Raw genomic sequence first — 21727 nt, forward strand, 5'->3', positions numbered from 1 at the left:
GGTGAGTAGTCTTCGATAATCCAATAGCTGAAGCTGCCAGGTAATTAAATAATTAACTTGTCGGTCTGGTGTTTGTAATGCCCATCAAAGCGTGAATGCATTGAGTTCTTTAGAGTTGCTCTCTAATTTCAATTTTAGGCGAGAGTTGATGTTCAGGAGAGGCTGAGTGGGCTAGAAACCGCTCGTTTAGGGGAATTATGCAAAAAGATAACGGCTACTCTACGACTGAAATTGTTGAGACTATACTAAATCGCCTGAATTCTTCCACTAGAGGTAAGAAGTCAGGCCAATACACTTATGTGATCGGCAATAATGGTACTGGGAAGAGTAGAATATTAGGAGAACTCGCCGAGCGGCTAAAGAAGGTTAGATCGGATAGAGTGGTTGCATGCATCGCCAGTACGGTCCATGACCGATTTGTTTATGGAGAGCACAAAACTGTAATATATATGGGGGCTCGAAATTCTTCGAATGCGGTGTTTCTCTCAGCAATAGATAGACAGCTTGCTAAATATATTCTTCAGGCTATGCGACTAGATCGCCGCTTGTTAAGATATTTACTTGAGGCTGTGAATATGAATTTGTCTTTTTCTATGGGTGAGAAGTCAATAGAGACTATTCTTAATCCACCTGGGAAAGCTACGAGGGATAGTAATAGAATAACCAAAAGAGCAGCTGACTTAGGTTTATTATCTCCGCGACCAATTGCGATGCTTCGGAGAATTACAGAGGGCAATGGAAGGTTTGAGCAATTAACTGACGCTCAAATCCCTATGCTCCTGAACTATCTCGAGCTAAATATTGATTTCACGCTTCGAATTGAGCTGGCTGGAGGAGAGTTTATTGGGTTTGATGAGCTTAGTACAGGTGAACAAAATAGGTTGTTGTTGTTCTCAAAAATTTTAAGTGTAATGCGCGATGGCGCCGTTTTTTTAATCGATGAGCCAGAGATAAGCTTACATCTTCACTGGCAGATGGACTTTCATAAAACACTTGAAAAACTGCTATCAAGACTTAATCGTTTCCATGTCGTCGTTGCAACTCACTCACCTACGATTATAAGCGAAGCTGTCAAGGTTGATGGTAATAGCCTCGATAACATGGTTGCTGTGCTGCACCGAGAGCACGAGACTGGTGAGCGTTTAACATATGCCGGGCCAGGTGCAGGCTCAGTTATTTGTAAATTCCATAACTTTGCAGAAGTAGCTAGTCACGACCAGCTAGTGCTCAGATTTTTTCAAACTTCGCCCTACCAGACGAGGGAGGTCAGTGTAGAGGTCGCTGATGCTGTGCTGAGCGTGGCTGAAGGTGGTATAGAAAAAAGTGATGCTGTGAAGCTTCTTAACGAACTGCGAGCGGTGATCGGGTTATCCAAGGAAGCAGAACAGCAGATTGAAGCCGCTCTAGTCCTGGTAAAAAATGACCTAGTAAACTCTATAAAAATGAAGGATGCAGGATGAGGTCTCTCTGTATAAATGCCGATCAAAAGGAGCACTTAGCGAAACTACTAAGAATGATGAGAGCGAAAGAGCTAAACGGAGGAGAAGCGTGGTCGGCATTTTCATCGCCAGCCCGATCAAAATCATTTACTCGGAAAAACGCTCATTGGAAAACGGTAAATTTCACCGAAGACGAAGTCAATACATATAAAACAATTCGCAAAGAAGTGCAGGAAAGACTTTTTGAACAATGCTTAGGGTGTTGCGCGTACTGTCGTCGCCCGGTAGGGCATTACGGCTGGGCATGGCATATTGAGCATGTTCTTCCAAAATCGAAATATCCTTCACTGGCCTTCAAACTCTCCAACCTAACCGTAGGGTGTGTGCATTGTAATCAGTGGAAAGGAGCTAGGGTTGACAAGAAAGTGTCCAAAAGAGCACTTCCTATTATCAATCCTCTGGTGCCAGAATTTATTTATTCCAATCATTTAACCTATGTTCAGATTAGCACCGAGTCATTGTGCTTCGCAAAATACTCTACTCATTCGGATGAAGGCTTGAAGACGTATGAATTGCTGTCGTTTGAAGAGCTTGAGCGGGCTTATGCCATTAATGGTATGCATGCACCAACAGCTGCCTTACATGAGCGTTTAACTCGGGCAATGAGCGCTGCACTTACAAGCCCAGAAAGGCGGGAGCTTATAGAGCTGCTCAGTGGGTTGAAATCCTCCCTCTATAGGCTTCCATGAGGAGGGGGCTATAAAAGAATGAATGACATCAGTAATTGTTCAGAACGTATAGTTCGAGACTTCTTGCACAATAGTACTGAACATAGCCCGCTAAAGTAGATTGAGTCGTGCAGGACTTCGCTAAATTTTAGAAGTCTGCACGACTATAAAAAACAGATACAGTTAATATTAAGCTATGCGCGCGTGCGGGAGACTAAATTGCGGAAAGTTATATTGCGGGCAAGCAAATCGCTTAAACCCTTCCGAGTGATTTTACGAACAAGTCCCTCTGAGGGTTGGCTAGAAGTCGGCGTGAGAAAGTATGAGGGATGAACTACCATGATGACAGCGTCTGAATATGATGCTTAATTGATATTTTTTTAACAACACCAAGTCCGGGGTAGTGGCGAGTGCCATGAAGAGTTATAAATTCTTGCAAGCCAGCAGTGTTGACGAAATTTCCTGGGTTCGTTGATACATAGGAAATAAGCAAATCTAAAGCTTCACGAAATTTACCGCCGGGGTCACTTTGGCTGTCATTATCAGAATATGAAGAAAAGTGACGGACATACATTTGATTTGACCGGAAAGGATCAAGATAAGACATGTGCAGGGTAACGACAAATGCTGGGCCGCCGCCTTCAACGAGACGTTCGCTGAGAATCGTATAATCACCAAATCCAATAGCATTTGGAAACGATCTATACCCATTATGAAAGTTTGAATAGTACGATTCTGTACCGTAATCTAAGTTCCTGGTTTTTTTGTCAAAGCCATCATGATAGAGGACGGCTCTTGGAAGAACTCCCCATACCGAAAAATCTGTCTTATCTGGATTAAGTGCCACAGCAGAGGCTTTCATTAGGTCCACAACTAGAGCAGGAGTAACAACACCTTCAACATAAGCGACGAAAGGTATGGTAAAGCTTCTTAACAATGCTATGGCAGGCGCATCAGACGCATCACGTATTTTTATACATGGGACGAATGAGCCTTGGCCGGTCCCTACTGTTGCAAGGTGGGTTCTCAGGGATGCCGTAATATTTGATCCAGAACCAGTCACGAATTCGCTTTGAGACGGATTAATTACCACCCACGAGGTGATTCCAGCAGCTGTCAATTCGGAGACGGTAGTCGCTAGGGGGGCAAGGTTTAAATTTACTGGCTCTAAAATAGGACATACATTGCTGGCGGGTATATGCCCAACGAGTTCTTTGAGTGCGGTTAGTTCAAACTGTTTGCCTTTGAGAATTGGGTAGTACATGAAGCTTCCTTACTTAAAATGGAACTCATATTTTCCACAAGCCCAGCTCGGGCCTTGCGGGTTGATCCAAATTCAACTCCAGCCGCTAATAAGGATGCAGGTAAAGACAGTATAAAGTCTTTGTCCAGAGCCCTGGTCTGTCGAATAATTTTTCTAAACGCAGTACGAACCTTCTCATTGGCGGCAGATGCCAATAATCGTTCACACTCACGAAAAATCTCAGTATTGCTCACATTGGGTACAACGCCAAATAACGATTCGGCGAGCCCCACATATTCGTCACGCCGAAGCGATCTCATCAAGACTCGAACATCAATCCGTGCATCTATAAGTTGCGCAGATCTCACCTCTCGAAAAGTACCACTCTTGTTTAGCAATATAACTCCGACCTGTTCCGGTACTGTGTGCAATACTGAATTGAGATTCTTTGCTGAGACAACTACGTTGACTTTGTCAAATATCTTCAGATAAGAATCAACTTGAGATTTCAGTCGAGTTAGGTTGTCATAGTCAGTTTTTATTTCATAACATGTTGAAATGCCATTTACGATTACACAGTCTGCTTTGCTCGCACCCACTCGGAACTCAGTAAGCATTGTAGAGCTGTTTATTGAATGTCTACCGATGAGGATTTTCTTTACAATAGAGTTTTTATAATAGTACTCATTACGATATTCCCTGCACAGTAGGCTGTAACAAAATTCAAATACACTAGCGACAGTAAAGACATCATCAAAGCTATCTTGATAGCATTTAGCCACTCTCGTGACAAGAGAGAAATCACCCTCCGAAACGGAATTGATGTTACTGCTGGAAAAAAGTTTCGCTATCTCGTTGAAATTCAACATGTTTTATATCCAGTCAACGATTTCATCATGAGTAAAAAAATCAAAACCAATCTAGAGATGCTTCCGGTCGGCGCACATTACCACGCTCGCGCGAGCCGTGGCTCCGCTTGAACTCACTCCCAAGCTGCTGGTGGCTAGGGGCGCTATAGTTGAACGGTAGCTTTTGGCTGTCAGATGCCCTTCACGAGCGGCTGGCATGGGGTCGATAGCAGCCGGTGTCACTCAGAGATTGAAAACCCATGACTTTTCTAGACGCCGTGCGAGCAGTCGGGCCGTTAGCAGGTAGTAATACCGTGTAGCCTCACTGCGGTGGTTCATGCGATGCTCGAGAAACCAAGCCACATGCTTTCTCTGCCAACCCCAAGGCGTTTCTTGCCGCCAGCGCTCTGCAATTTCAGCCTGGATGAGCTTTGCTTGCCGTAAATGGCGCTGCCGTGTTGCGTACGAACCCGTCAGCACCGCAGCCAGGAACAGCTCCATATTGAATGGCTTGTTCATTAGCGACCTCCTACGTAGGCTGCGACCACATCAATCCGACCGTGCCCCAGCTCATAGCTGATTTGCCTCCTGGCCTCACGATCTAGGTTCCTATCTATCTGGCAACATTGGCCGCCGTTGATAGGTGCGCGGTGTTGGGTGATTTGGTCATAGCGCTCACATGCGTACGCCGCTCGTAGCTCATGGAAGCCTTTGAGGTTGTGTGCATGCAGCATGTCCCGCGCAGGGCGGATGATTTTTTGCAAAAGATTCAGGTAGCTTTCGTGTGGCGCTAGCAGGTTGCGGCTACTTGCTGGTGATACCTGCTCTGCAAATTCAAGAGCCTTGCGAACATAGTCATCCACCACTATCCAACGGGGTGCAGAAGCACCGGCGCGGCCACCTTTAGTGCCCTCCTGGATGTTGATCTTGCCTAAGTGGCGGGCTTCACGACTTAACCGTGGCAGATCAGCCAAGATGGCCTCACGCAAGCGCATGCCGGTGGCTCGCGCCAGCAGAACGATCGCTGCAGCTCTTATTTGATGAAGATTGCAAAGCGCCTCGACGATCTGCTTAACCTGTTCGCGGTCTTGGCCCTGCGGCACTGAATGTCGAACGCTGGTACGCTGCATTCCCAACGCCTTGCTCGGACTTGGCAGCTTCACGTACTGATCACCGCGAAGCGCCGCCATGGTCCTGTTAACGCTGGATAGCCGGTTTTGTGCGGTGCTGACGGCGAGGTCACCGCGCCGAACCTGGTCGCGCAGGTACGTCGCATAGTCGGCCAACATCTTCCGATCAATCAGCCGCGAGTCATTGATGCCGGGCCCCTGCTCGGAGCGGCACCATTTCACGAATGCCAACCACCGATCACAGTGCGCTTTGACCGTCCCGTAATGACCACCGCCGAACATATCCTTTAGCGCCTGCGGCCCTGCGTAGCTCAATTGCCTGCCGTAGCCGAAATTACGACCATCGCGTCTACCCACCAATGCCATGTCGGTCACCTCATCTCCCGTGCTCCAATCCTCGCCCCACGTCATCCCGCCAAGAATGCTGAGTGTTATCAGGGATCAAGGCCCCTGCGACCTGTGAGGGTGTCCACTGACGCAGGACTGGCGGCTCCTTACGACCGGGAGCAAGGGCATCTCATGATCTGGCCTCCTGAGCACCGTTACCGGTGGGCGGGTGGAGGCTGCACTGGCTGACGAGACCTGTGCCGCGAGATTCTGAGCCGGGTGAACGCAGCGGTGCGATGACCGGGGCATGCCTGACTGTCAGTCAGGTGCAGTCCATTCCCTGGTCTGCGGCACCGTCATCTGCATGGCTGTTGCTGGTGACATCGGCGTTTGTCACGCCGATTGTCACGAGGGGGAATGCCGCAAAGCCATGTGCGATCAGGGTTGCAGCAGTGCTAGAAGTGCCCGTCTCTTTCCAGAAGAAAGAGACGGGCACAGGTTGGCGCAAGATTCGGCCAAGCGGATAGGTTGCTGCAGGGCAGCGAAGTAGGAGGTGTTGTCTGGCGCACGAGGGCCATGATCTGAAGTAGGCATCCATCACCGGGGAGGTGACCGGGCGAACTGCCGGATGCGAATCGCCATTTGGCGGAGAACCACCACGAGAGCGGCGTGACCTTCAAGGTTCGGGCCACCTGGGTTGCTGTCATCGACAGCTCTTGCACGGCCAGTTTTACGCCTGTGGATAAACCCGGTCAAGGTTCGAAATTCAGCGCCACTTTTGACTTGAAGAACGGTTATCCACCGGTGGAATTCCGTGGTAAATCCTGGACAACGTGGTCGCTTTGAGCTCTTCAAAGTAAGGTCCTGCCAAACAGGGCGGCTTTGCAGCCCTGTTTGGCAGGACCCGTGCTGAGAAGCGGATAAGCGAGGCTGCTTGCCCCGAATCTTGAGCGCTCAGTTGCTGTCGCCGCCGTTATTGCGCCTGTACAGCGCTAGCGGATCGGCACCACGTTCTTGTCTCTGACTTGGCCGTATGCAGAGGCGAGCATGCTGCCGGTCGCGGCTTTCTGGATGTACTCACTCCACCAAGCCATCATCGGGCGCCGGCGCTCGATGTAGTCGGCTCGGTTGTAGGCGCTCCGCACCTCATCCTTGTCGACGTGCGCCAGTGCCACTTCGATGAGCTCCGGGTCTCACCCATGTTCATTCAAGATGGTGCTGGCCATCGAGCGCATGCCGTGGCTGACCAACCGATCTTGGAAGCTCATACGTTTCAACGCCATGTTGGCAGTCTGGCTATTGGCGCGGGTGCGTGGATTTCTGTCTGCCGGGAAGACGTATTCGCGATGGCCGCTGTGAGTCTTCAGTGACTCCAACAACGCGATGGCGTGATCACTCAACTGGATGCTGTGTGGGCGGCGCTTCTTCATCCGCTCCGGTGGGATCGTCCAGACACGCCTTTCAAAGTCGATGTCTGCCCAGCGAGTGGTCGCCGCCTCGCCGGGGCGAGTCATCGTGTGCAACTCCCATTCGATCAAGCAGCGGGTCGTGCGTTTGATACTGGCGTTTGCGATTTCCAGCATGAGCTCGGGGAGCTCTTCGGGCGGAAGCGCAGCCATGTTCTCTTTCTTGGGCTTCTTGAAGACTGCCTGATGCCGCTGAGCGGGTTGGCGAAGATCAGGCCGGAACTTACGCCGTAGGTCATGATTTCGTTAAGCCGCTGACTAAGGCGCTTGACCGTCTCCAGGCTGCCTTTCGCTTCGATTGGGCAAAGCAATGCGATCACCATCGGCGCGGTGATTTTCACCAACGGTGTCGTCTTCAAGTCGGGGAACACGTGCAGTGTGAGCGACCGCCAGATGTCCTCGGCGTAGGCAGGGGTGACCGAGTCTTTCTTGAGTTCGAACCAAGCGGTGGCCACGTTCTCGAAGGTGTGTTCAGTTTCTGCGCGCTTGGCTTCATTCAACGTGTTGCGCTGGACCTTCGGATCAATGCGCTGTGCGAGTAGCTCGCGCGCATCGACCGCCATCTTTCGTGCGTTCGCCAGTGACAGTTCGGGGTTTTGAGCAGGCATGAGATTCTCCTCAGGCACTGACTCGGCATTCCAAAGATTAGCATCGGGTGAGGTGGAATACCGCCTGGAATACCCCAACGGTTGCAACTCAAAAACTCTCAAAAGACCGCAAAAGCGCTGGAGGCCGCGTATTTACTGGATCGCAGGCACAAAAAAAGACGTCCGTGGACGTCTTTAGATGTTGAAGTGGTGGAGCCGGGGGGATTTGAACCCGCATCCATCCCGCGTATTACTTGGCTTTCAGCCCGCAAGCTGCCATTTTGCTGTCATTTCATTAATCACGCACATGGGGCTCAAGTTTTCCCGTCTTCTGCCGAGACTCTATCTGATGGCCCAGAGCCAGCAAAAATCATCACAAGGGATCATGATGCGCCTTCCACATTTCATTCTGGGAATTTCGCTCCTCTTTGCTTCTGCCGTCTCCATGGCCACAGATGATGATATGCAGGGGAGCTTTCACGGCGAAGTTTCCGATGGATCGGAGTTGGTCAAATACAACAGATTCATTGAGCGAATGAAGGACTGGGGATTATGGGTAGTAATTAGCAACTATTCCGACCCTGGAAAGCTCATACCTTTTGATACCTACGCTGCCACTCGAGACATGTTTATTGACATGATTGAAGAGAATGGTGGCGATAAAATTCCTAGGTATCGTGACGGTCATCTCAAACTGAATGGACTGTCTGATTATCGGGTTTATGCAAATAAGCTGATGTCTGATAGCGCTTTTGTTGCCTCTCCAGAAAGTTGTGGAGTCGCGGTAACCTATGTCCTTCCAGAGGCGGTGGCAGGAATGCTATCCGCAAAGCGCCCTAAATATGTAGAGCCGTCTGTTCAAGCGCTGTCTTCTACCGAGCAGATCATTAGTCGTGGCAAGGATTTACAATTCATGTCGAAATTGTGCGCTGCGCAAGGGGCGAAATTTACTAGTGATCTCAGAGCTTTTTTCGCAAACCTTAATTCAGGTATTGACAGTATTGTTTCCGACGCTGATAAAACGCACGCCGCATATGTTGCTTCCCTTCCTCCGCCTCCGCCACCTGCTTTCTACACGGCAACCATTACGTGCGGTATGAATGGACAAAACTACAATGTAGTAGCTTGCTTCAAAGATTCAGATCTGAAAATCACGACTGCTGAAGGAGGGAAGCTATATAAGCTTTATAACCTCCAGCAGGCAGGAGTAATTGACCAGCAAGGCCTGCATATTTCTTTGCCTGAGCACTTTCAGCTGAGCGCTCAAAACAGCCAAAAAACACTCGTTCTATCTGTTTCGATCAAAGATTCCATTGGTAAAGTTATCTATTCAGATCAACAAGGGCAATGGGGCGTAGTGTCTGTTAAGAACTAGATTTTATGTCAAGTAGAGCGCTCGCCTCCGGGCGTTCTACCTTGCTCCAGATCAGTTCCGCCTTCCCTCCAGCATTTGTATCCGCTGAAGGCATCCACCTGCCATATACCCGGGCGATCATGGTCCAATCAGTATGCCCCATCTGCTTGGCCACCCACATTGGGTGCTCGCCGGCCGATAACATCATTGATGCGTAGGTGTGCCGAGTCTGATAAGGCCGCCGGTACCTGACGCCTGCCTTCTTCATCGCCGGCACCCACATCGTTTTCCGGATCGGCCCGTCACCCGCCCAGCGTTCAAGCGTGCGCGGGTTTTGAAACACCTCGGCATCTGCGAGAAAAGTGTGCGCCTTCTGCGCCTTCAGCGCTTCCATCGCAGGACGAAGCAGTTTCACGCTACGCCTACCTGCCGCGGTCTTCGTCGTCTCGGCCTTTCCTTTTCCAGCCTGGGTCATTGCGCGGCTCACCATGACCTCCTCCCGCAGCCAATCAATATCGCCCCAGTCCAACGCGACGAGCTCGCTGGTGCGCAGGCCGGTCCATAAGGCGAACTGCATCATGTTGCGAGCCTGGCCGGTGAGGGCGCCCAGCACCGCCTGCTGCTCCTCCGGACTGAACGGGTCGACGTCATCCTCCTTTGGCGGCGCTGCCTTGCGCGTATAAGTCCAACCCGCCAATGGGTTCTGCTCGATCAGTTCCTCCTCAGTCGCATCGTTTAGCGCGGAGCGGAGACAGCTCTGGATATTGCTCAACGTCTTGTTGCTCACCTCCAGTGTGTCCAGCCAGTCCCTCACAGCCTTCCGCTTCAGGTCCACCAGCATGGTGTCGCCCAGGGCGGGGATCAGGCGGAGGGTGACCAGCTTTCGATAGCCATCGAACGTGCTGCTGGCGACGTGCTTCTTCTTCGCCTCGAGCCACCTGGTCAAAAAGCCGTTCATGGTTTCGCGCGACGCCTCGGGCGCGAACTTCGCCGCCCGGGCCGAGCCAGGGAAGGTTACCGAGTAGTCGAAGGTGCCGATCGATATCGCATGCTCGATCGCGGCCTTGTGCTGCTCGGCTTTCTTCAGATTAGTGGCGGTGGGCTTGAGCGTGATCCGCTCGCGGCACCGGACGCCCCGATACATGAACGTGATTTCGATGCTCGAATCGGAGACTGCCCGAACTCCCCGCCCGCCTCTACCCATGACTCATATCCTTCTATGTCGAGAAGCGTCCGGCCATCCGGCGCTTTGATCCATATCTCACCGAGCCGCCAGATCCCGTCACGGATCTTTGAGCGGATCGCGTCTTCTGTGTAGCCAGACTCGCTGGCAAATTTCCTGACGGTCACGTAGCGCATAGCTTCACCGCTTATCGTGTCGCGACACGTTTTCATTATCCGTGAGTGGTGTCGCGACCTTCACATACAGCCCGCCGTGCTCAACGCAAAACGCTTCCTCCAGGCGCAGCACCGCCTTTAGCCTGGGTTGGCACTTGCCGGCCTCGTACTTACAAATCATGGACGAAGTTGTCCCGACGTTTTCAGCAAGGTCGCGTTGGGTGGTGCCGGCCCGCGCTCTGAGTAGCGCCAGCTTTTCACCATCGAATATGGGCTTGGTATTCATACGCGGCCACCTGCAATCACTGCCATCAACGCACCGGTGCGCCCGTGAAGCTTGCCACCGGCCTCGTTCAAGAACCGCTCGGTCGCGCTGGTGATCGCCTCATGATTGGCAAGGCCTCGCTGATCGGGATCGGTCACACGCGCGGCGTCGCGACGGCTGTACAGCCCTACTAAAACGTTACACCTGTAACGTTTGTAAGAATCCATTGACGTCCCAATAGACTGGAGGTATCTACAGCTTCTGTTTTTGCGGTCAACAATCTCTCGTAAACAAGGAGTGCGACGAAAATGCCTCATCGCGGATCGACATTTTGGATGTGGGCGGATTGCGAGCTTCACCACAGAACGCACAGTGAGGTCTTGGATGGCGGAATCGTCATAGATGTCCAAGTCCGCCTTTCCCGCAAAGGAGCTACTCAGTTGTTTGTCGGTGTTTACTCCGAGGACCTGAAGATCATTCACGAAGAGGCGTACACCGAACGCCCTGGCGAAACCATGACCACCGCGCTTTTGTGGGGAGTGGGTAAAGCCAGGAGTGTGGCAGCGGATGCGGTTGCGCTTAGCGGTCATCGGCTCATTCATGCGAACGCTCCTGCGAGTCGGCGGCTACGCGCAACTTAAAATTGATGCCACAGGCCTGCGCTAGGCGCCCCAGCTCGCTGACTGTGGTGCTGGGCTCTTGAAGGGCCTGGCCGAAACGAACGAGGCGGGCGCCCAAGCTTGCAAACTCGTTGCCCCCGGTGACGCTCTCACGGTCGCGTTCCAGGAAACTGTTCGGGCTGTTCATAGATTGAACCTCTCATCCTGTGGGAGCGGAATGGCCACCGAAAGCCCTTTCTCAGTCACTGAACTGGCCTGAGACGCCCGGCCTGTTTCACGCTCGGCAGTTCCGTTCTGTGGGAGCGAACTATCCGGCAGGCAGCTGATGCCGGTGTTGTTCAATATCCAGCAGGTAACGCCGCGTGCGCTGTCGTGCCGGACGCTGATGACTTGCTCGCTGGCGCTGGCTTGGCCGGCAATCAGCAGGGCGGCGATGATCATTGCTCGCATGGGGTGCTCTCCATGAGATTGCCGGCCGAGTACCCGAATACTTCTGCCTCGGTGCCCAAGGCTTTTTCACGGAAAGGCAAGTGTTCGAGCAGGGCTTTCGCTTCGCTCAGGCTCGGCAGCTTGAACACGACCGTGAGGAAGGCCGGCTCGGCGTTGACCATCCGGACGCGATCGTCGATGTGCATCGGCTGTTGATCCTTCGGGATGCCTGCCTGAATGCGTTGGTGAATTTCCTCACGGTGCACGGCGACCGACTCCGGCGCGGATATACCGATGCGCGCCTGCTGGCCTGTGATGCCCAAAACAGTGACGCTGACGTCATTGCCAATACGGATCGTCTCGCCAGATCGGCGGGTAAGAATCAACATGGTCCTGCTCCTTTGAGTTGGGAGAAGCTTTCTCAAGGCCGAGCGAATCCCGGCCGCGGTGTTGGCTTTCGCGAAAATCAGGTTGGGTTAAGCGGTGAGGGCAACCTCGATGCGGCGCACGGCCACGCGGGTTTCAATGCGGCGCTCGCCTGGGCGGCGGATGCGCCCAAACTGTTCGGTGTTAGCTTGCTGGGCAGTCATCACCAAGCACAGCAGGACCACGAGGGGCGCGATGATCTGGCGCTTGAATGCCTCCAGCACAAGGCCGCGCATCGTCTTGACACCAAGCTTGAAGCGGGCGCTTTCAAGACGTTTTTCAGCGGTGGCTGGACTGATACTCATTGCACGACCAATTTGCTTCACCGTCATATCGGCAGCAGCCCACAGGGTGGCTTCAAGCTCCCGAGGAGCCAGGCCCATCTTGAGGTTGCCCTGCCAGTTGCCGGCGGTCAGAGTGCTGGTGGTCATTTCGTGAAGCTCCATGCTGGGTGCGATGGAGTAAAAATTACCAAAGGTAATTATTTATGTAAATACCTTTGGTAATATTAATTTTTACTGGGCAAAAAACACCGCTCAACAGCGGCGGCTTTTTGCGACTAGGGTCTGGATACCCTCACACTCCCTCCGCGCCATACCACTCTTCCTATCAAGGGGAGATCGACGGCTGCTGAACTCGGGATCACCTCGTCGGGGAATAGCTGCTTGTCCTGGTTGTCGCATCTGAGCGTCCAGTTTCCAGAAATTTGCTGCGCTACCCGCCTGACGCTAGTCCTGCCATCAGGCATGCGGACGAGATAGACCTCACCATCCTTTAGGGCCGGCTTGTACGTGTCAATCATGACCACGTCGCCGGACAAAATATGTGGGGCCATACTGTCGTCGCCGGCGTAAACGATGTTGAGACTGCTAAACGAAACTCCCATTTCTTGGAGCCAGCCGCGCCTGAACACCATGCCCTCGGTCAACCCGCGATGTTCGTCGTTCACGTTCGGAACGAAAGAGTTATCGTCTAAATACTGCGGTATCAGGACATATTGCTCGCGTGGGGGGGCATCAATGATGCGAGCGGCTTTAGCCCAGGTTGTTCGAAATGAGTCTGCGGTGACGCGCGACGACGCAACCATCTCGATGATCGCCGCCAGACGCGGACTGAAGTCAGAAACCGGCACATCCAAAATTTTGGCGAATGCAGCCGCGATCTCGGTGTTCAGCGGATTCACACCGTTCAGATAGTGAGAGACAGAGCTTTGGTTGATGCCGAGTTGCTCAGCCAGTTTTTCCTGAGTCAGCTTCAGCTGTTTCTTTTTGGCTGTGAAAATTGCCTTCAAGCGTAGGCATTCTTCTTTGCGGTCAGCAGGTAATGGTTTTTTCATCAGTCGATAATATTCCCATCGGTAATAGTTTAACAAATGCCAAAGGTATTGCTTTGTGAAAATGCCAAAGGTACTATTTTGGCAAAGTTCTGTTTGGAGATTTGCTGTGAAACATACCCAGCTGAAAGATTTCGCGAAGGCTCGCGGCCAGCCAGAGGCAGCGTCTCTTTTGGGAATTACCCAAGGTGCGCTGAGCAAGGCATTACGCGTGGGCCGCGACGTTTTTGTCATCGAACATGCTGACGGCAGGTTTACCGCTTTTGAAACCAAGAGCTTTCCATCGCGGCTCAGCTCAAATCCGTGTGTTGCCCCGACCATGAGCCAAAAGATACGCGCCTCATTGCCGCTTGAAGAGTCTGGTGAACCATCTGTTTATCTATCCAGTGCTGGGCAGTGAGTATGAAAGTTTTCGCATGCGCTCAGGTCAATGATTCCGCGCATGCGCGGTTTCCTGAGCTATTTGTATGCCGTTACCGCCAAATCGTATGTGGTTTCAGCCAAATGGCTCTATGCCGAAATTTTCTTTCCTTATCGGGGGTAGTTGCCAAGCACTACCTAGGTAAAGGCAAGAAATTTCGGAGGAATTACATAATGGCGCTGGCATGCGTACTCGAAAACTCGCCCCTCCTGAGGCCCTCGATTCATGGGTACCTTACGGATTTACACAATACGGGTGAAAAGGGAAGGCCCTCGCCAGGGCCTGTTGAGCGACTTCCACTGGTTGGCTTTTGCCTGCCCAATGAAAAGGAATACGGCATGAGCCAGCACGCCCCCGCCAAGTTTTTGCTGTCCGGCTGACTTTTCTCCGGGCAACAAAAAGCCCGCTGTAGGAAGCGGGCTTATCACGCCACTCGGTAGGACGAGTGGTTATGTACTTCTTCGTTCTGGAGAACGATATGACGCACCCGAAAAATAGCACCGGACATAACCGGATGCAACAGCAGATGCTCACCACGCATTCGAATTTTTACCACCAGAGCGTCAGCGCAGACGGCATTCACTCGCGTCCTCTTTTTGCTGTTCAGGCCGGGCAAGACTGCGAGGAGGCTTTGAATTCAGCCTCGATGCTGCTCGGGGCGGTCGATGAAATTATGACGGCGCTCACTGATGAGGGGATGGAAACGAACGCCATCTTCGGCCTTCGCATGCTGGTTGAGATTTCGAAAGCTCTGGTGGACTCGACCACCAATGCCGTGATGCATGCGAAAAGCCAAGGCGGTGCCCAATGAGCGCGCCGGTATCGATCGACGTAATTGAAGCGCAGCGCAACCACCGGGCAGGCCTTGGTGCTTACCACCTGGCGAAACTGCTTCGCGAAAACCATGGGACGGGCGACACCGCCGAGGAACGCGCGCTTTCACCGAACGAGGAATACGGGGTGCTGCTGGCGCTTGAGTTCATCACGTACAGCCTGTACTCGACGCTTGAGCAGCAGATGCTTGACGCAGAAGCGGCGGAGGTACGGCCATGACTTCGATTTCTGTTGATCGCCTCAAGATTGAGGCCGATGCAATGAGTCAGGCCGGCTACTTCGTTGATGCGCTGGCGAAGTTCATCGGCACCGTGGGCGCTCATGATCCGGAACTCTGTGACCAGGCGCTGGACGGTTACGTGGTTGGTGGCTTGGCGGCAGGCCTGCGCCTGATCGGCAGCGAGCTGATGAACCGTGGTGATGAGTTCGCCACGCTCATTGCCAAGTCCGAGAACGCCGGGGGAGGTGTTCAATGAATCTGACCCCCTTGAATTTCAGCGGCGCTGAGATCCGCGTGATCACCGATGCCCAGGGTGAGCCATGGTTTGTCGCCAAGGATGTCGCCGATCTCCTCGAGTACTCGAACCCTCATGAGGCGGTCCGCACGCATTGCAAGGGGGTGAGGGAAATCCTCATCCCTTCCGCAGGCGGCGACCAGATGACGAAAGTCATGCCTGAGCGGGATGTTTACCGACTGATCATGCGCTCGAAGATGCCCGCGGCAGAGGCATTCGAGGAGTGGGTCGTGGGTGAGGTATTGCCCAGCATTCGCAAGACGGGCAGTTATCAGCAACCGATGACGCCAGGCGAGCAACTGTTGGCGCAGGCTCAAGCGGTGATCAACGTCGAACGCCAACAGGCGGAGCAGCAGGTCGCGCTGGCGCGGATCGAGACGCGCGTGGCCAACGTAGAGCAGGTCCGTTACCTCGACTCAAGGCCGGCCGGTTTCGAATCCATGACCACCATCCGCGAGCGAATCAACTTGCGCCATGGCATCCCGCCGTGGGTGGTCAACGCCGTGATGCGCGATATCCCCGGCGCGCCTCTGCCGTTCGCCATGGTGCGCAGCCACGCCGACGACGGCGCCCAGCCATACGCGATCTGGCCAACAGCCGACATCACCCGTCGCTTCGACCGGTTCGTTGCCGAGTGCACTTTCGTCACGGCCGAGCGAGCCACCCACCCCGATATTCAGCAAGGCCGGTTCAAGCTGCGCCAGAGGACTTCCGCATGACTGAGAAAACAGCGAACCCGACCACGGAACCTACCGTGATCGACGAGGCGTACATGGAGCGCTTCACGAACGACCAGCTCGCATACAAGGCATGGACCGGCGCGGTCTTGGTGCAAGAGATCCTTTTCGACGAAGAGGGCATCGAGTACTGCATGCAGGACGCCAAGTTTGAGGCGGCGCACGCGGCGTTGGCACTGCGCGTGCTGGTGCGCCGACTGACTGGCATTAACCCGGACGAACTCCAGAAGGCTGTGCAGCAAAGGCAGCTTGAAGTTCTGGTGCTGGAGCCTGAAACGCCTCAACTCCCTGTCTGGGAGACGCTGCAATGAACCGCCTCCCGCAAACCACAACCGCCGAGAAAGGCCCCGTGTCGCTAATCGCTGGCCCGTGGCCGAGCTACAGCCAATTCAAAGGATTGCCAGAGTGTGATCGCTGGGTCATGTACTCGAGCGCGAAGGCCTATCGCCAAGCTCTGGAGGATCAGGGGCTGGTGATGGCTGAGACCTATGACGCCTTCGTTCGTCGTGTGACCGGGGAGTTGGATATATGAACACCGACACCCCGCGCAAATTTCAAGGCGTGTGGATCCCGGCCGAACGCTGGCTCGATCGCACGCTGTCGCCCAACGAGAAAGTCATGCTCGGTGAGATTTCGAGTCTGGATACCGGTCCTCGCGGCTGTTACGCGACCAATGCTCACTTCGCCGCATTCTTCAATCTGTCGATTTCTCGGGTCTCCGAGATCATCAGCGGGCTCGTTGATAAGGGGCACTTGCGGGTGGATCTGATCCGCGAAGGAAAGCGTGTTGTCGAGCGACGACTTCGACTTGTCGACCCCTTCGGTTTTCCGAATACCCCTTCGGAAAACGCTGCGAACCCCTTCGGAAAAGGCGTCGAACCCCCTTCGGAAAACACGCAGGGGAGCAATACACACAGCAACAATACAAGGAGCACTAAAAACCATTCGGTATCTGGCGAAGGGAAAGTGCTTTCGGATGAAGGGTTTGAGCAGTTCTGGAAACTGTACCCCAAGAAGAAATCACGCAAGGACGCCGCCAAGGCATGGGCGAAGCTGAAGCCCAACGATGACCTACGCGAGACCTTGATCACCGCTTTGGGCAGCCACTGCGTCTCCGAGGACTGGGCGAAGGATGGCGGGCGTTACATCCCGAACGCCGCGACCTGGCTCAACGGCGAGCGCTGGCATGACGAGCTCGCGCCGGCGACTGGGAAAACATCGACCTTCACCAACCTGCCGCAACACGAAGCAGACGCTTATCCGGAGGTGCCGCATGGCCAAACCAATTTCTAAGTTCAGCCGCGTGCCGGATGTTCGCTTTTTCGAGGCACAGTGCCCGGTGCATGGCACAGTCGACGGCGCCGAGGTGGAGCAATTCGACGGGTCCTATCTAGTGCGCGCTTGCCGCCGGTGCCAGTGGGAGGCGATGAACACCGCCGACAAACGCAGCGAAGCCCACGCCGAGGCGCTGGCCCGCCGTAAAGCGACGACGCTGAACGAGTTGCTGATCGGATCGGGTATTACGCCGCGGTTCGCGGAGTGCACGCTGGAGAACTTCACCACCGGTGCGGTGCTGGAAAAGGTCCGCGCCTTGTCGACCTGTCAGTCGTACGTTGATCAGTTCGAAGTGAACTACCGCGCCGGCCGCTCGCTGATCCTTTCCGGCAACGTTGGTACCGGGAAAACGCATCTGGCCAGCGGGATGGTTCAGCAGGTCATTCGGAAGTTCAGCGCAGCGGCGTTGATCGTTTCGGCCGCAGAGATCATCCGCATCGCCAAGGGCGCGATGGTGCGCGGCGCTGACTACACCGAGCGCGACGTGATCAACGAACTAGCGAGCCTGGACCTGCTGGTGATCGACGAGATTGGCGCGCAGAAGGGGAGCGAGTACGAACTGGGATTGCTCCATGAAGTCATCGATCGCCGGTATCAGCTTGTCCTGCCCACTGTGGTGGTGTCCAACCTGCCGGCCAATGCTCTCGACCAGTTCATCGGAGACCGCGCGCTCGATCGCCTACGCCAGAGCGGTGGTCATGCAGTCGGCTTCAGCTGGTCTTCGATGAGGGCCACCGCATGAGTGAATATCGCGAACTGTTCAGTGATGAGGCTGAACACGCTTTGCTGGGGGCGATGCTGCTGGATGGCGAGCTGTTCGACGCCATCACCAGCCAGGTCTCCTCAGCAGACTTTCATGATCCGGAGAATGCCGCGCTGTTCCAAACGATGATTGGCTGTCATGCAACTGGAAGCCCGGTTGACCCGGTAACGCTGCACGACTTCGCTGAATATCTCCCGAGCGGCACCCGAACACTGGCCTACGCCGCCGAGCTGGCACGCAACACGCCCAGCACCGCCAACTGGAAGGCCTATGCCAAGGTTGTGACCGAGCGCGCCGTGCTGCGCCGCTTGGTGGACGCTGCCGACGCGGTGCGGGAGTTGGCAACCGAGAATCGGCCTGTCGCCGAAATCATCGCCAGCGCCCAGCAGGCAATGGCGGATCTGCGAGACCTGCAGACCGGTGAGCCTGACTACAAGCGCATGGACGAGGTGGTGAATCGCAACATCGACATCATCGACTCCAAGTTCAACGGCAAGCTGCAATCTGGCTTGTCGACCGGGCTGGTCGATCTGGACAAATTGATCCGTGGTCTGCGCAAAAAGACCGTCACCATCGTGGCCGGTCTGCCGGGGAGCGGTAAAACCACGCTCGGCCTGCAGATCGCGCAGCACGTCGCATGCAGCGGCGCCGGCGTAGGCATGGTGTTCTCGTTGGAGATGCCGGAGGAGGAGTTGGGTAATCGTGCGCTGGCATCCATTGGTGGTATTGACCTGCGAAAGCTCGATGACGGACAGCTGCAGGATGATGACTGGCCGCGGCTGACTTCGGCGGTGAGCAGGATCGTCGACGTGCCGCTGTTCGTTTGCGACAAGTCCGGTCTGACGGTGGCGCGCATTCGCAGCATCGCCCGCGAGGTGCAGCGCGCTCATGGTCTCGACGTAGTGGTGATCGATTACATCGGCCTGATCGGCTCCGACGGGAAGGCGTTCAACCGCACTTCGGAACTGGGGAAGATCTCGACCGGCATCGTAAACATTGCCAAGGAGTTGGAGGTGCCGGTGATTCTGCTGGCGCAACTCAACCGCGACTCGACCAAGAGACCGGGCAAGAAGCCGATCGCCTCGGATCTGCGCGATTCCGGCCAGATCGAGGCGGACGCCCACTGCATCATCCTCGTACATCGCGACATGGATTCGGAGGAAGGCCAGAACGGAGTTACCGAGCTGATCATGCCCAAGTGCAGGCACGCGCCGGTCGGTTCATGTCTCGTTCAGCAGCAGGGCCAATACGCGCGATTCATCAATTTCGCCGGCAACCGTGAGCCGAGCAACGAGGAGATCGAAATGGGCCGCTCGTTCGCTAGCCAGTACCGGGGGAGACCGCAATCATGACCCTGAGTCCAAGAAGAACACTCGTTGTGTCCATGAGTGATGCCGAGATCCGCCGGCACCAGAACAGCGACATTCGGCAGCTGCGTGATCCGCGGTATCACCAGTTGCGTTTCCGGTATTCGACGGTGGACCGCGCCAGAGGTGCCTGGCACGTTGTGATCGCCGGACGGTGGGGCAAGGCAGGCGACTATCCCGGAATCAACGCCAAAGCGATGCTGGCCACACTGCCGGCCATCCTTACCCGCCGCTCTGCTGACCCGGCTGCCAAATCCACGGCCACCAGTTGGTCAACGATGGAAGAACTGCTGATTTGGTACCAAGACCGCATGCTCCGCGACCGCTCGCTGTCCGAGAAACGCAAAGCTAGCGCCAAGTCGGCCTTGAAACGACATCTGCTGCCACGCTTGGGGCGATTGTCGCTAGCGGAACTGAACCGGCCAGCGATCGATCGCCTGTTATTGATGCCGATGCAGGAGCGTTATGCGTTGTCGTTCGTGCGCTCGGTTTGGGGTGTACTCGGCGTGGCCGTGCGACAGGCCTACCGCCTTGACCTGCTGGCCATAAACCCGCTGGCTGGCCTGGAGTTCACCGACTTCGTGCGGACCAAGATCAAGGCAAAAGCAGCGCGCCTCCACTCCGACGATGTTCCCGGGCTGCTGGAAATGCTGTCCTGCCAGTTCGACGAATCGCCGGCGGCATGTGCACTGGCTGGGCTGATGCTCTGCCACGGAACGCGCCTAGGCGAAACCCGGCTGGCGCGCTGGAAGAACGTCAACACCGTCACCGGTAAGTGGTTCATCCCGGCAGCCGACACCAAAACCAAAGCGGCGCACACCCTGCCGCTGACCGTCCAGGCCACAGCGCTGATCGAGCGGTATCGGCGTTCCCAACAGGAGCGGGGCTACACCGGGCAGTTCCTGTTTCCGGGTAGCGCTGGGCATGCCCTCAGCGCGACCAAGGCAAGCACCATGTTCACGCATCTGGCGCATGGCGAATGGTCGAGCCACGACCTGCGCAAGGTGGCTCGTACAGCATGGACTGACCTGGGTGTCGACTACATGGTCGGGGAGCTGCTGCTCAACCACGCCATGAAGGATCTCGACCAGGCATACATTCACACTTCCGCCGAGCAGCTCAAGCGGCAGGCCTTGGAGACTTGGCATGCCTATCTCGATCAACGAGGTTTCGAGGCATTGCACGGCGAGACATTCGCGAGACAGGAAGGCAAGTCGTTACCCGCCGAGACCATGAATAACGAGGCTTCCAGCGTGAATCAGTATCCACTTCCGAGGAGGAGGTTTTTAGACAAAAGCGAGACTCCGGACACACCAAACCATCAGCAAGGAGACGGCAATGAGTAACGTCACAGCGGCATTGCCGCGGAAAAGCCTGCTTGAGCATGAGCGTAAATTTTTGAAGATCGCCGGCGAGGGCTTAGCCCAAGAGAAAATCGGCGGTGCCGCCGCTATGGCCTGTCTGCTGGACATGGTCGCCAGTTGGCACGCTACCCGGGTGAACATCGGGTTCGGTGACTACTGCAAGCGTTGGGTCGCCGAAGGAAACGCAAAGAGCAAGACGGCGGATCGTCTATTGCGCAACCTGCTGGGGCTGGACGATGCACCGCCGCCGCGCCGAATCCGGAGGGCTGCCTGATGTCGGTCTACCGAAGCGCCGAACATGGCGTTATGCGAGCGATGAACGTCGATTCGATCTCTTTGCACAAAGGCGCGGGCTGGCAGAACAAATATCCGTCGGAGGGGTGGGAGGCTAAACGGGCTGACAATCCATGCCCAATGGATCGTTTCGACCAGCTCACTCAGGACAGTATGACGCGGTCACTGTTGCGTCGTGTCTTGGCACCGCATCACTGGCAGGTGCTGGTGGCTCACTTCATGGTCGATCTGGACGGCTCAACCCAGCAGCAGCGGATTGCGGCCATCGCTCACCTGGTGCGCTCGGCGCCGGGGAGGGCGCACCATTTGTTCAAAACGAAGTGCGTGACTGCATGGGCGACGCCGCGCCTGCCGGACTCGTTCATGGTGTTGCACACTTGGGACAACGCAGACACGCCAACACCGGAGAAAACTCTGTATCGATGGCGATCGGACATCCGCAACTGGCTGGAGGCCGAGCGCGATACAGCGATTAGTTCGGCGTGGGTAATTCTCAACGAAGCGAAGCTGATTGCAGAAAGTGCTTGATTCGCTGAGAAAATGAGAATTTAATTACCCACATTG

Annotated in this window: 28 protein-coding genes and 2 pseudogenes; 18 read left to right on the forward strand and 12 right to left on the reverse strand. The window is 54.8% G+C overall.

What is annotated here, in order from left to right; all coding sequences use genetic code 11:
* The first annotated feature begins 197 nt into the window (after window positions 1-197).
* On the forward strand, window positions 198-1460 hold the full coding sequence (locus tag EL257_RS03685; RefSeq protein WP_126359931.1) for an AAA family ATPase: 1263 nt from the start codon (window positions 198-200) through the stop codon (window positions 1458-1460).
* Window positions 1457-2188 (forward strand): HNH endonuclease, encoded by a 732-nt coding sequence (locus tag EL257_RS03690; protein WP_126359933.1) that lies wholly within the window; start codon window positions 1457-1459, stop codon window positions 2186-2188. The genes EL257_RS03685 and EL257_RS03690 overlap by 4 nt, the downstream gene beginning before the upstream one ends.
* 313 nt (window positions 2189-2501) lie before the next feature.
* Here EL257_RS03690 and EL257_RS03695 read toward each other — a convergent pair whose 3' ends face one another.
* The 4 genes from EL257_RS03695 to EL257_RS03710 form a co-directional block, all read right to left on the reverse strand.
* Window positions 2502-3431 carry a sce7725 family protein gene (locus tag EL257_RS03695; protein ID WP_126359935.1) on the reverse strand — a complete coding sequence of 310 codons (930 nt, stop codon included), beginning with the start codon at window positions 3429-3431 and terminating at the stop codon, window positions 2502-2504.
* On the reverse strand, window positions 3392-4279 hold the full coding sequence (locus EL257_RS03700) for a sce7726 family protein (protein WP_126359937.1): 888 nt from the start codon (window positions 4277-4279) through the stop codon (window positions 3392-3394). Before EL257_RS03700 ends, EL257_RS03695 begins: the two co-directional genes overlap by 40 nt.
* Before the next feature lie 222 nt (window positions 4280-4501).
* Window positions 4502-4777, reverse strand: a complete 276-nt coding sequence (locus EL257_RS03705) for a hypothetical protein (RefSeq protein ID WP_126359939.1) — start codon at window positions 4775-4777, stop codon at window positions 4502-4504.
* Window positions 4777-5754 carry an integrase domain-containing protein gene (locus tag EL257_RS03710; protein WP_126367979.1) on the reverse strand — a complete coding sequence of 326 codons (978 nt, stop codon included), beginning with the start codon at window positions 5752-5754 and terminating at the stop codon, window positions 4777-4779. The genes EL257_RS03705 and EL257_RS03710 overlap by 1 nt, the downstream gene beginning before the upstream one ends.
* Window positions 5755-6384: 630 nt before the next feature.
* Between EL257_RS03710 and EL257_RS27665 the strand changes: the two genes are divergently transcribed.
* Window positions 6385-6561, forward strand: coding sequence for a hypothetical protein (locus EL257_RS27665; RefSeq protein WP_161981172.1), 177 nt, complete (start codon window positions 6385-6387; stop codon window positions 6559-6561).
* Window positions 6562-6707: 146 nt separating this feature from the next.
* Here EL257_RS27665 and EL257_RS03720 read toward each other — a convergent pair.
* Window positions 6708-7789 (reverse strand): annotated as a pseudogene (locus tag EL257_RS03720) (tyrosine-type recombinase/integrase).
* Window positions 7790-7967: 178 nt separating this feature from the next.
* Between EL257_RS03720 and EL257_RS03725 the strand changes: the two are divergent.
* Window positions 7968-9143, forward strand: coding sequence for a hypothetical protein (locus tag EL257_RS03725; RefSeq protein ID WP_126359941.1), 1176 nt, complete (start codon window positions 7968-7970; stop codon window positions 9141-9143).
* Here the strand turns inward: EL257_RS03725 and EL257_RS03730 are convergent.
* Window positions 9133-10326: an Arm DNA-binding domain-containing protein gene (locus EL257_RS03730; protein WP_126359943.1), complete on the reverse strand. Its 1194-nt coding sequence runs from the start codon at window positions 10324-10326 to the stop codon at window positions 9133-9135. The genes EL257_RS03725 and EL257_RS03730 overlap by 11 nt on opposite strands.
* A gap of 159 nt (window positions 10327-10485) precedes the next feature.
* On the reverse strand, window positions 10486-10746 hold the full coding sequence (locus EL257_RS03740; RefSeq protein WP_126359945.1) for a helix-turn-helix domain-containing protein: 261 nt from the start codon (window positions 10744-10746) through the stop codon (window positions 10486-10488).
* A gap of 287 nt (window positions 10747-11033) precedes the next feature.
* On the opposite strand from EL257_RS03740, the gene EL257_RS27865 reads away from it, so the two are divergent.
* On the forward strand, window positions 11034-11366 hold the full coding sequence (locus EL257_RS27865; RefSeq protein ID WP_126359947.1) for a hypothetical protein: 333 nt from the start codon (window positions 11034-11036) through the stop codon (window positions 11364-11366).
* Here the strand turns inward: EL257_RS27865 and EL257_RS27870 are convergent.
* The 5 genes and pseudogenes from EL257_RS27870 to EL257_RS03770 all read right to left on the reverse strand — a co-directional run bounded on the left by EL257_RS27870 (window position 11320) and on the right by EL257_RS03770 (window position 13536).
* Window positions 11320-11532: a hypothetical protein gene (locus EL257_RS27870; RefSeq protein WP_126359949.1), complete on the reverse strand. Its 213-nt coding sequence runs from the start codon at window positions 11530-11532 to the stop codon at window positions 11320-11322. The two genes, EL257_RS27865 and EL257_RS27870, sit on opposite strands and share 47 nt — an antisense overlap.
* Window positions 11529-11795, reverse strand: a complete 267-nt coding sequence (locus EL257_RS03755) for a hypothetical protein (protein ID WP_126359950.1) — start codon at window positions 11793-11795, stop codon at window positions 11529-11531. Before EL257_RS03755 ends, EL257_RS27870 begins: the two co-directional genes overlap by 4 nt.
* Before the next feature lie 179 nt (window positions 11796-11974).
* Window positions 11975-12163 (reverse strand): annotated as a pseudogene (gene csrA, locus EL257_RS27875) (carbon storage regulator CsrA); the annotation flags it as partial.
* A gap of 87 nt (window positions 12164-12250) precedes the next feature.
* Window positions 12251-12631, reverse strand: a complete 381-nt coding sequence (locus EL257_RS03765) for a LuxR C-terminal-related transcriptional regulator (protein WP_126359954.1) — start codon at window positions 12629-12631, stop codon at window positions 12251-12253.
* A 128-nt stretch (window positions 12632-12759) separates the two neighbouring features.
* Window positions 12760-13536, reverse strand: coding sequence for a LexA family transcriptional regulator (locus tag EL257_RS03770; protein WP_126359956.1), 777 nt, complete (start codon window positions 13534-13536; stop codon window positions 12760-12762).
* Between the two features lie 61 nt (window positions 13537-13597).
* Between EL257_RS03770 and EL257_RS28240 the strand changes: the two genes are divergently transcribed.
* The 13 genes from EL257_RS28240 to EL257_RS03835 all read left to right on the forward strand — a co-directional run bounded on the left by EL257_RS28240 (window position 13598) and on the right by EL257_RS03835 (window position 21691).
* A complete protein-coding gene (locus tag EL257_RS28240) occupies window positions 13598-13933 on the forward strand; it encodes a Cro/CI family transcriptional regulator (RefSeq protein WP_172604534.1) in 336 nt (111 codons plus the stop codon).
* A gap of 472 nt (window positions 13934-14405) precedes the next feature.
* On the forward strand, window positions 14406-14765 hold the full coding sequence (locus EL257_RS03780) for a DUF3077 domain-containing protein (RefSeq protein ID WP_126359958.1): 360 nt from the start codon (window positions 14406-14408) through the stop codon (window positions 14763-14765).
* The gene (locus EL257_RS03785; RefSeq protein WP_126359960.1) at window positions 14762-15007 is read left to right on the forward strand and encodes a hypothetical protein; all 246 of its coding nucleotides are present in this window, start codon (window positions 14762-14764) and stop codon (window positions 15005-15007) included. Before EL257_RS03780 ends, EL257_RS03785 begins: the two co-directional genes overlap by 4 nt.
* On the forward strand, window positions 15004-15264 hold the full coding sequence (locus EL257_RS03790) for a hypothetical protein (protein ID WP_126359962.1): 261 nt from the start codon (window positions 15004-15006) through the stop codon (window positions 15262-15264). The genes EL257_RS03785 and EL257_RS03790 overlap by 4 nt, the downstream gene beginning before the upstream one ends.
* A complete protein-coding gene (locus tag EL257_RS03795) occupies window positions 15261-16022 on the forward strand; it encodes a Bro-N domain-containing protein (RefSeq protein WP_126359964.1) in 762 nt (253 codons plus the stop codon). The genes EL257_RS03790 and EL257_RS03795 overlap by 4 nt, the downstream gene beginning before the upstream one ends.
* The gene (locus EL257_RS03800; RefSeq protein WP_126359966.1) at window positions 16019-16351 is read left to right on the forward strand and encodes a hypothetical protein; all 333 of its coding nucleotides are present in this window, start codon (window positions 16019-16021) and stop codon (window positions 16349-16351) included. Before EL257_RS03795 ends, EL257_RS03800 begins: the two co-directional genes overlap by 4 nt.
* Complete coding sequence (locus EL257_RS03805) at window positions 16348-16572, forward strand: hypothetical protein (protein ID WP_126359968.1); 225 nt, start codon at window positions 16348-16350, stop codon at window positions 16570-16572. Before EL257_RS03800 ends, EL257_RS03805 begins: the two co-directional genes overlap by 4 nt.
* Entirely contained in the window at window positions 16569-17333 is a 765-nt protein-coding gene (locus EL257_RS03810) for a helix-turn-helix domain-containing protein (RefSeq protein WP_126359970.1), read from the forward strand. The genes EL257_RS03805 and EL257_RS03810 overlap by 4 nt, the downstream gene beginning before the upstream one ends.
* Window positions 17314-18117 (forward strand): ATP-binding protein, encoded by an 804-nt coding sequence (locus tag EL257_RS03815; protein WP_126359972.1) that lies wholly within the window; start codon window positions 17314-17316, stop codon window positions 18115-18117. The genes EL257_RS03810 and EL257_RS03815 overlap by 20 nt, the downstream gene beginning before the upstream one ends.
* Complete coding sequence (locus tag EL257_RS03820; protein WP_126359974.1) at window positions 18114-19490, forward strand: replicative DNA helicase; 1377 nt, start codon at window positions 18114-18116, stop codon at window positions 19488-19490. The genes EL257_RS03815 and EL257_RS03820 overlap by 4 nt, the downstream gene beginning before the upstream one ends.
* A complete protein-coding gene (locus EL257_RS03825) occupies window positions 19487-20851 on the forward strand; it encodes a tyrosine-type recombinase/integrase (protein ID WP_331852528.1) in 1365 nt (454 codons plus the stop codon). Before EL257_RS03820 ends, EL257_RS03825 begins: the two co-directional genes overlap by 4 nt.
* Window positions 20844-21143 (forward strand): hypothetical protein, encoded by a 300-nt coding sequence (locus EL257_RS03830; RefSeq protein WP_126359976.1) that lies wholly within the window; start codon window positions 20844-20846, stop codon window positions 21141-21143. The genes EL257_RS03825 and EL257_RS03830 overlap by 8 nt, the downstream gene beginning before the upstream one ends.
* The gene (locus tag EL257_RS03835) at window positions 21143-21691 is read left to right on the forward strand and encodes a hypothetical protein (protein ID WP_126359978.1); all 549 of its coding nucleotides are present in this window, start codon (window positions 21143-21145) and stop codon (window positions 21689-21691) included. The genes EL257_RS03830 and EL257_RS03835 overlap by 1 nt, the downstream gene beginning before the upstream one ends.
* The last annotated feature ends 36 nt before the right edge of the window (window positions 21692-21727 follow it).

The sequence above is a fragment of the Pseudomonas fluorescens genome, from assembly GCF_900636825.1.
Lineage (GTDB): Bacteria > Pseudomonadota > Gammaproteobacteria > Pseudomonadales > Pseudomonadaceae > Aquipseudomonas > Aquipseudomonas fluorescens_BG.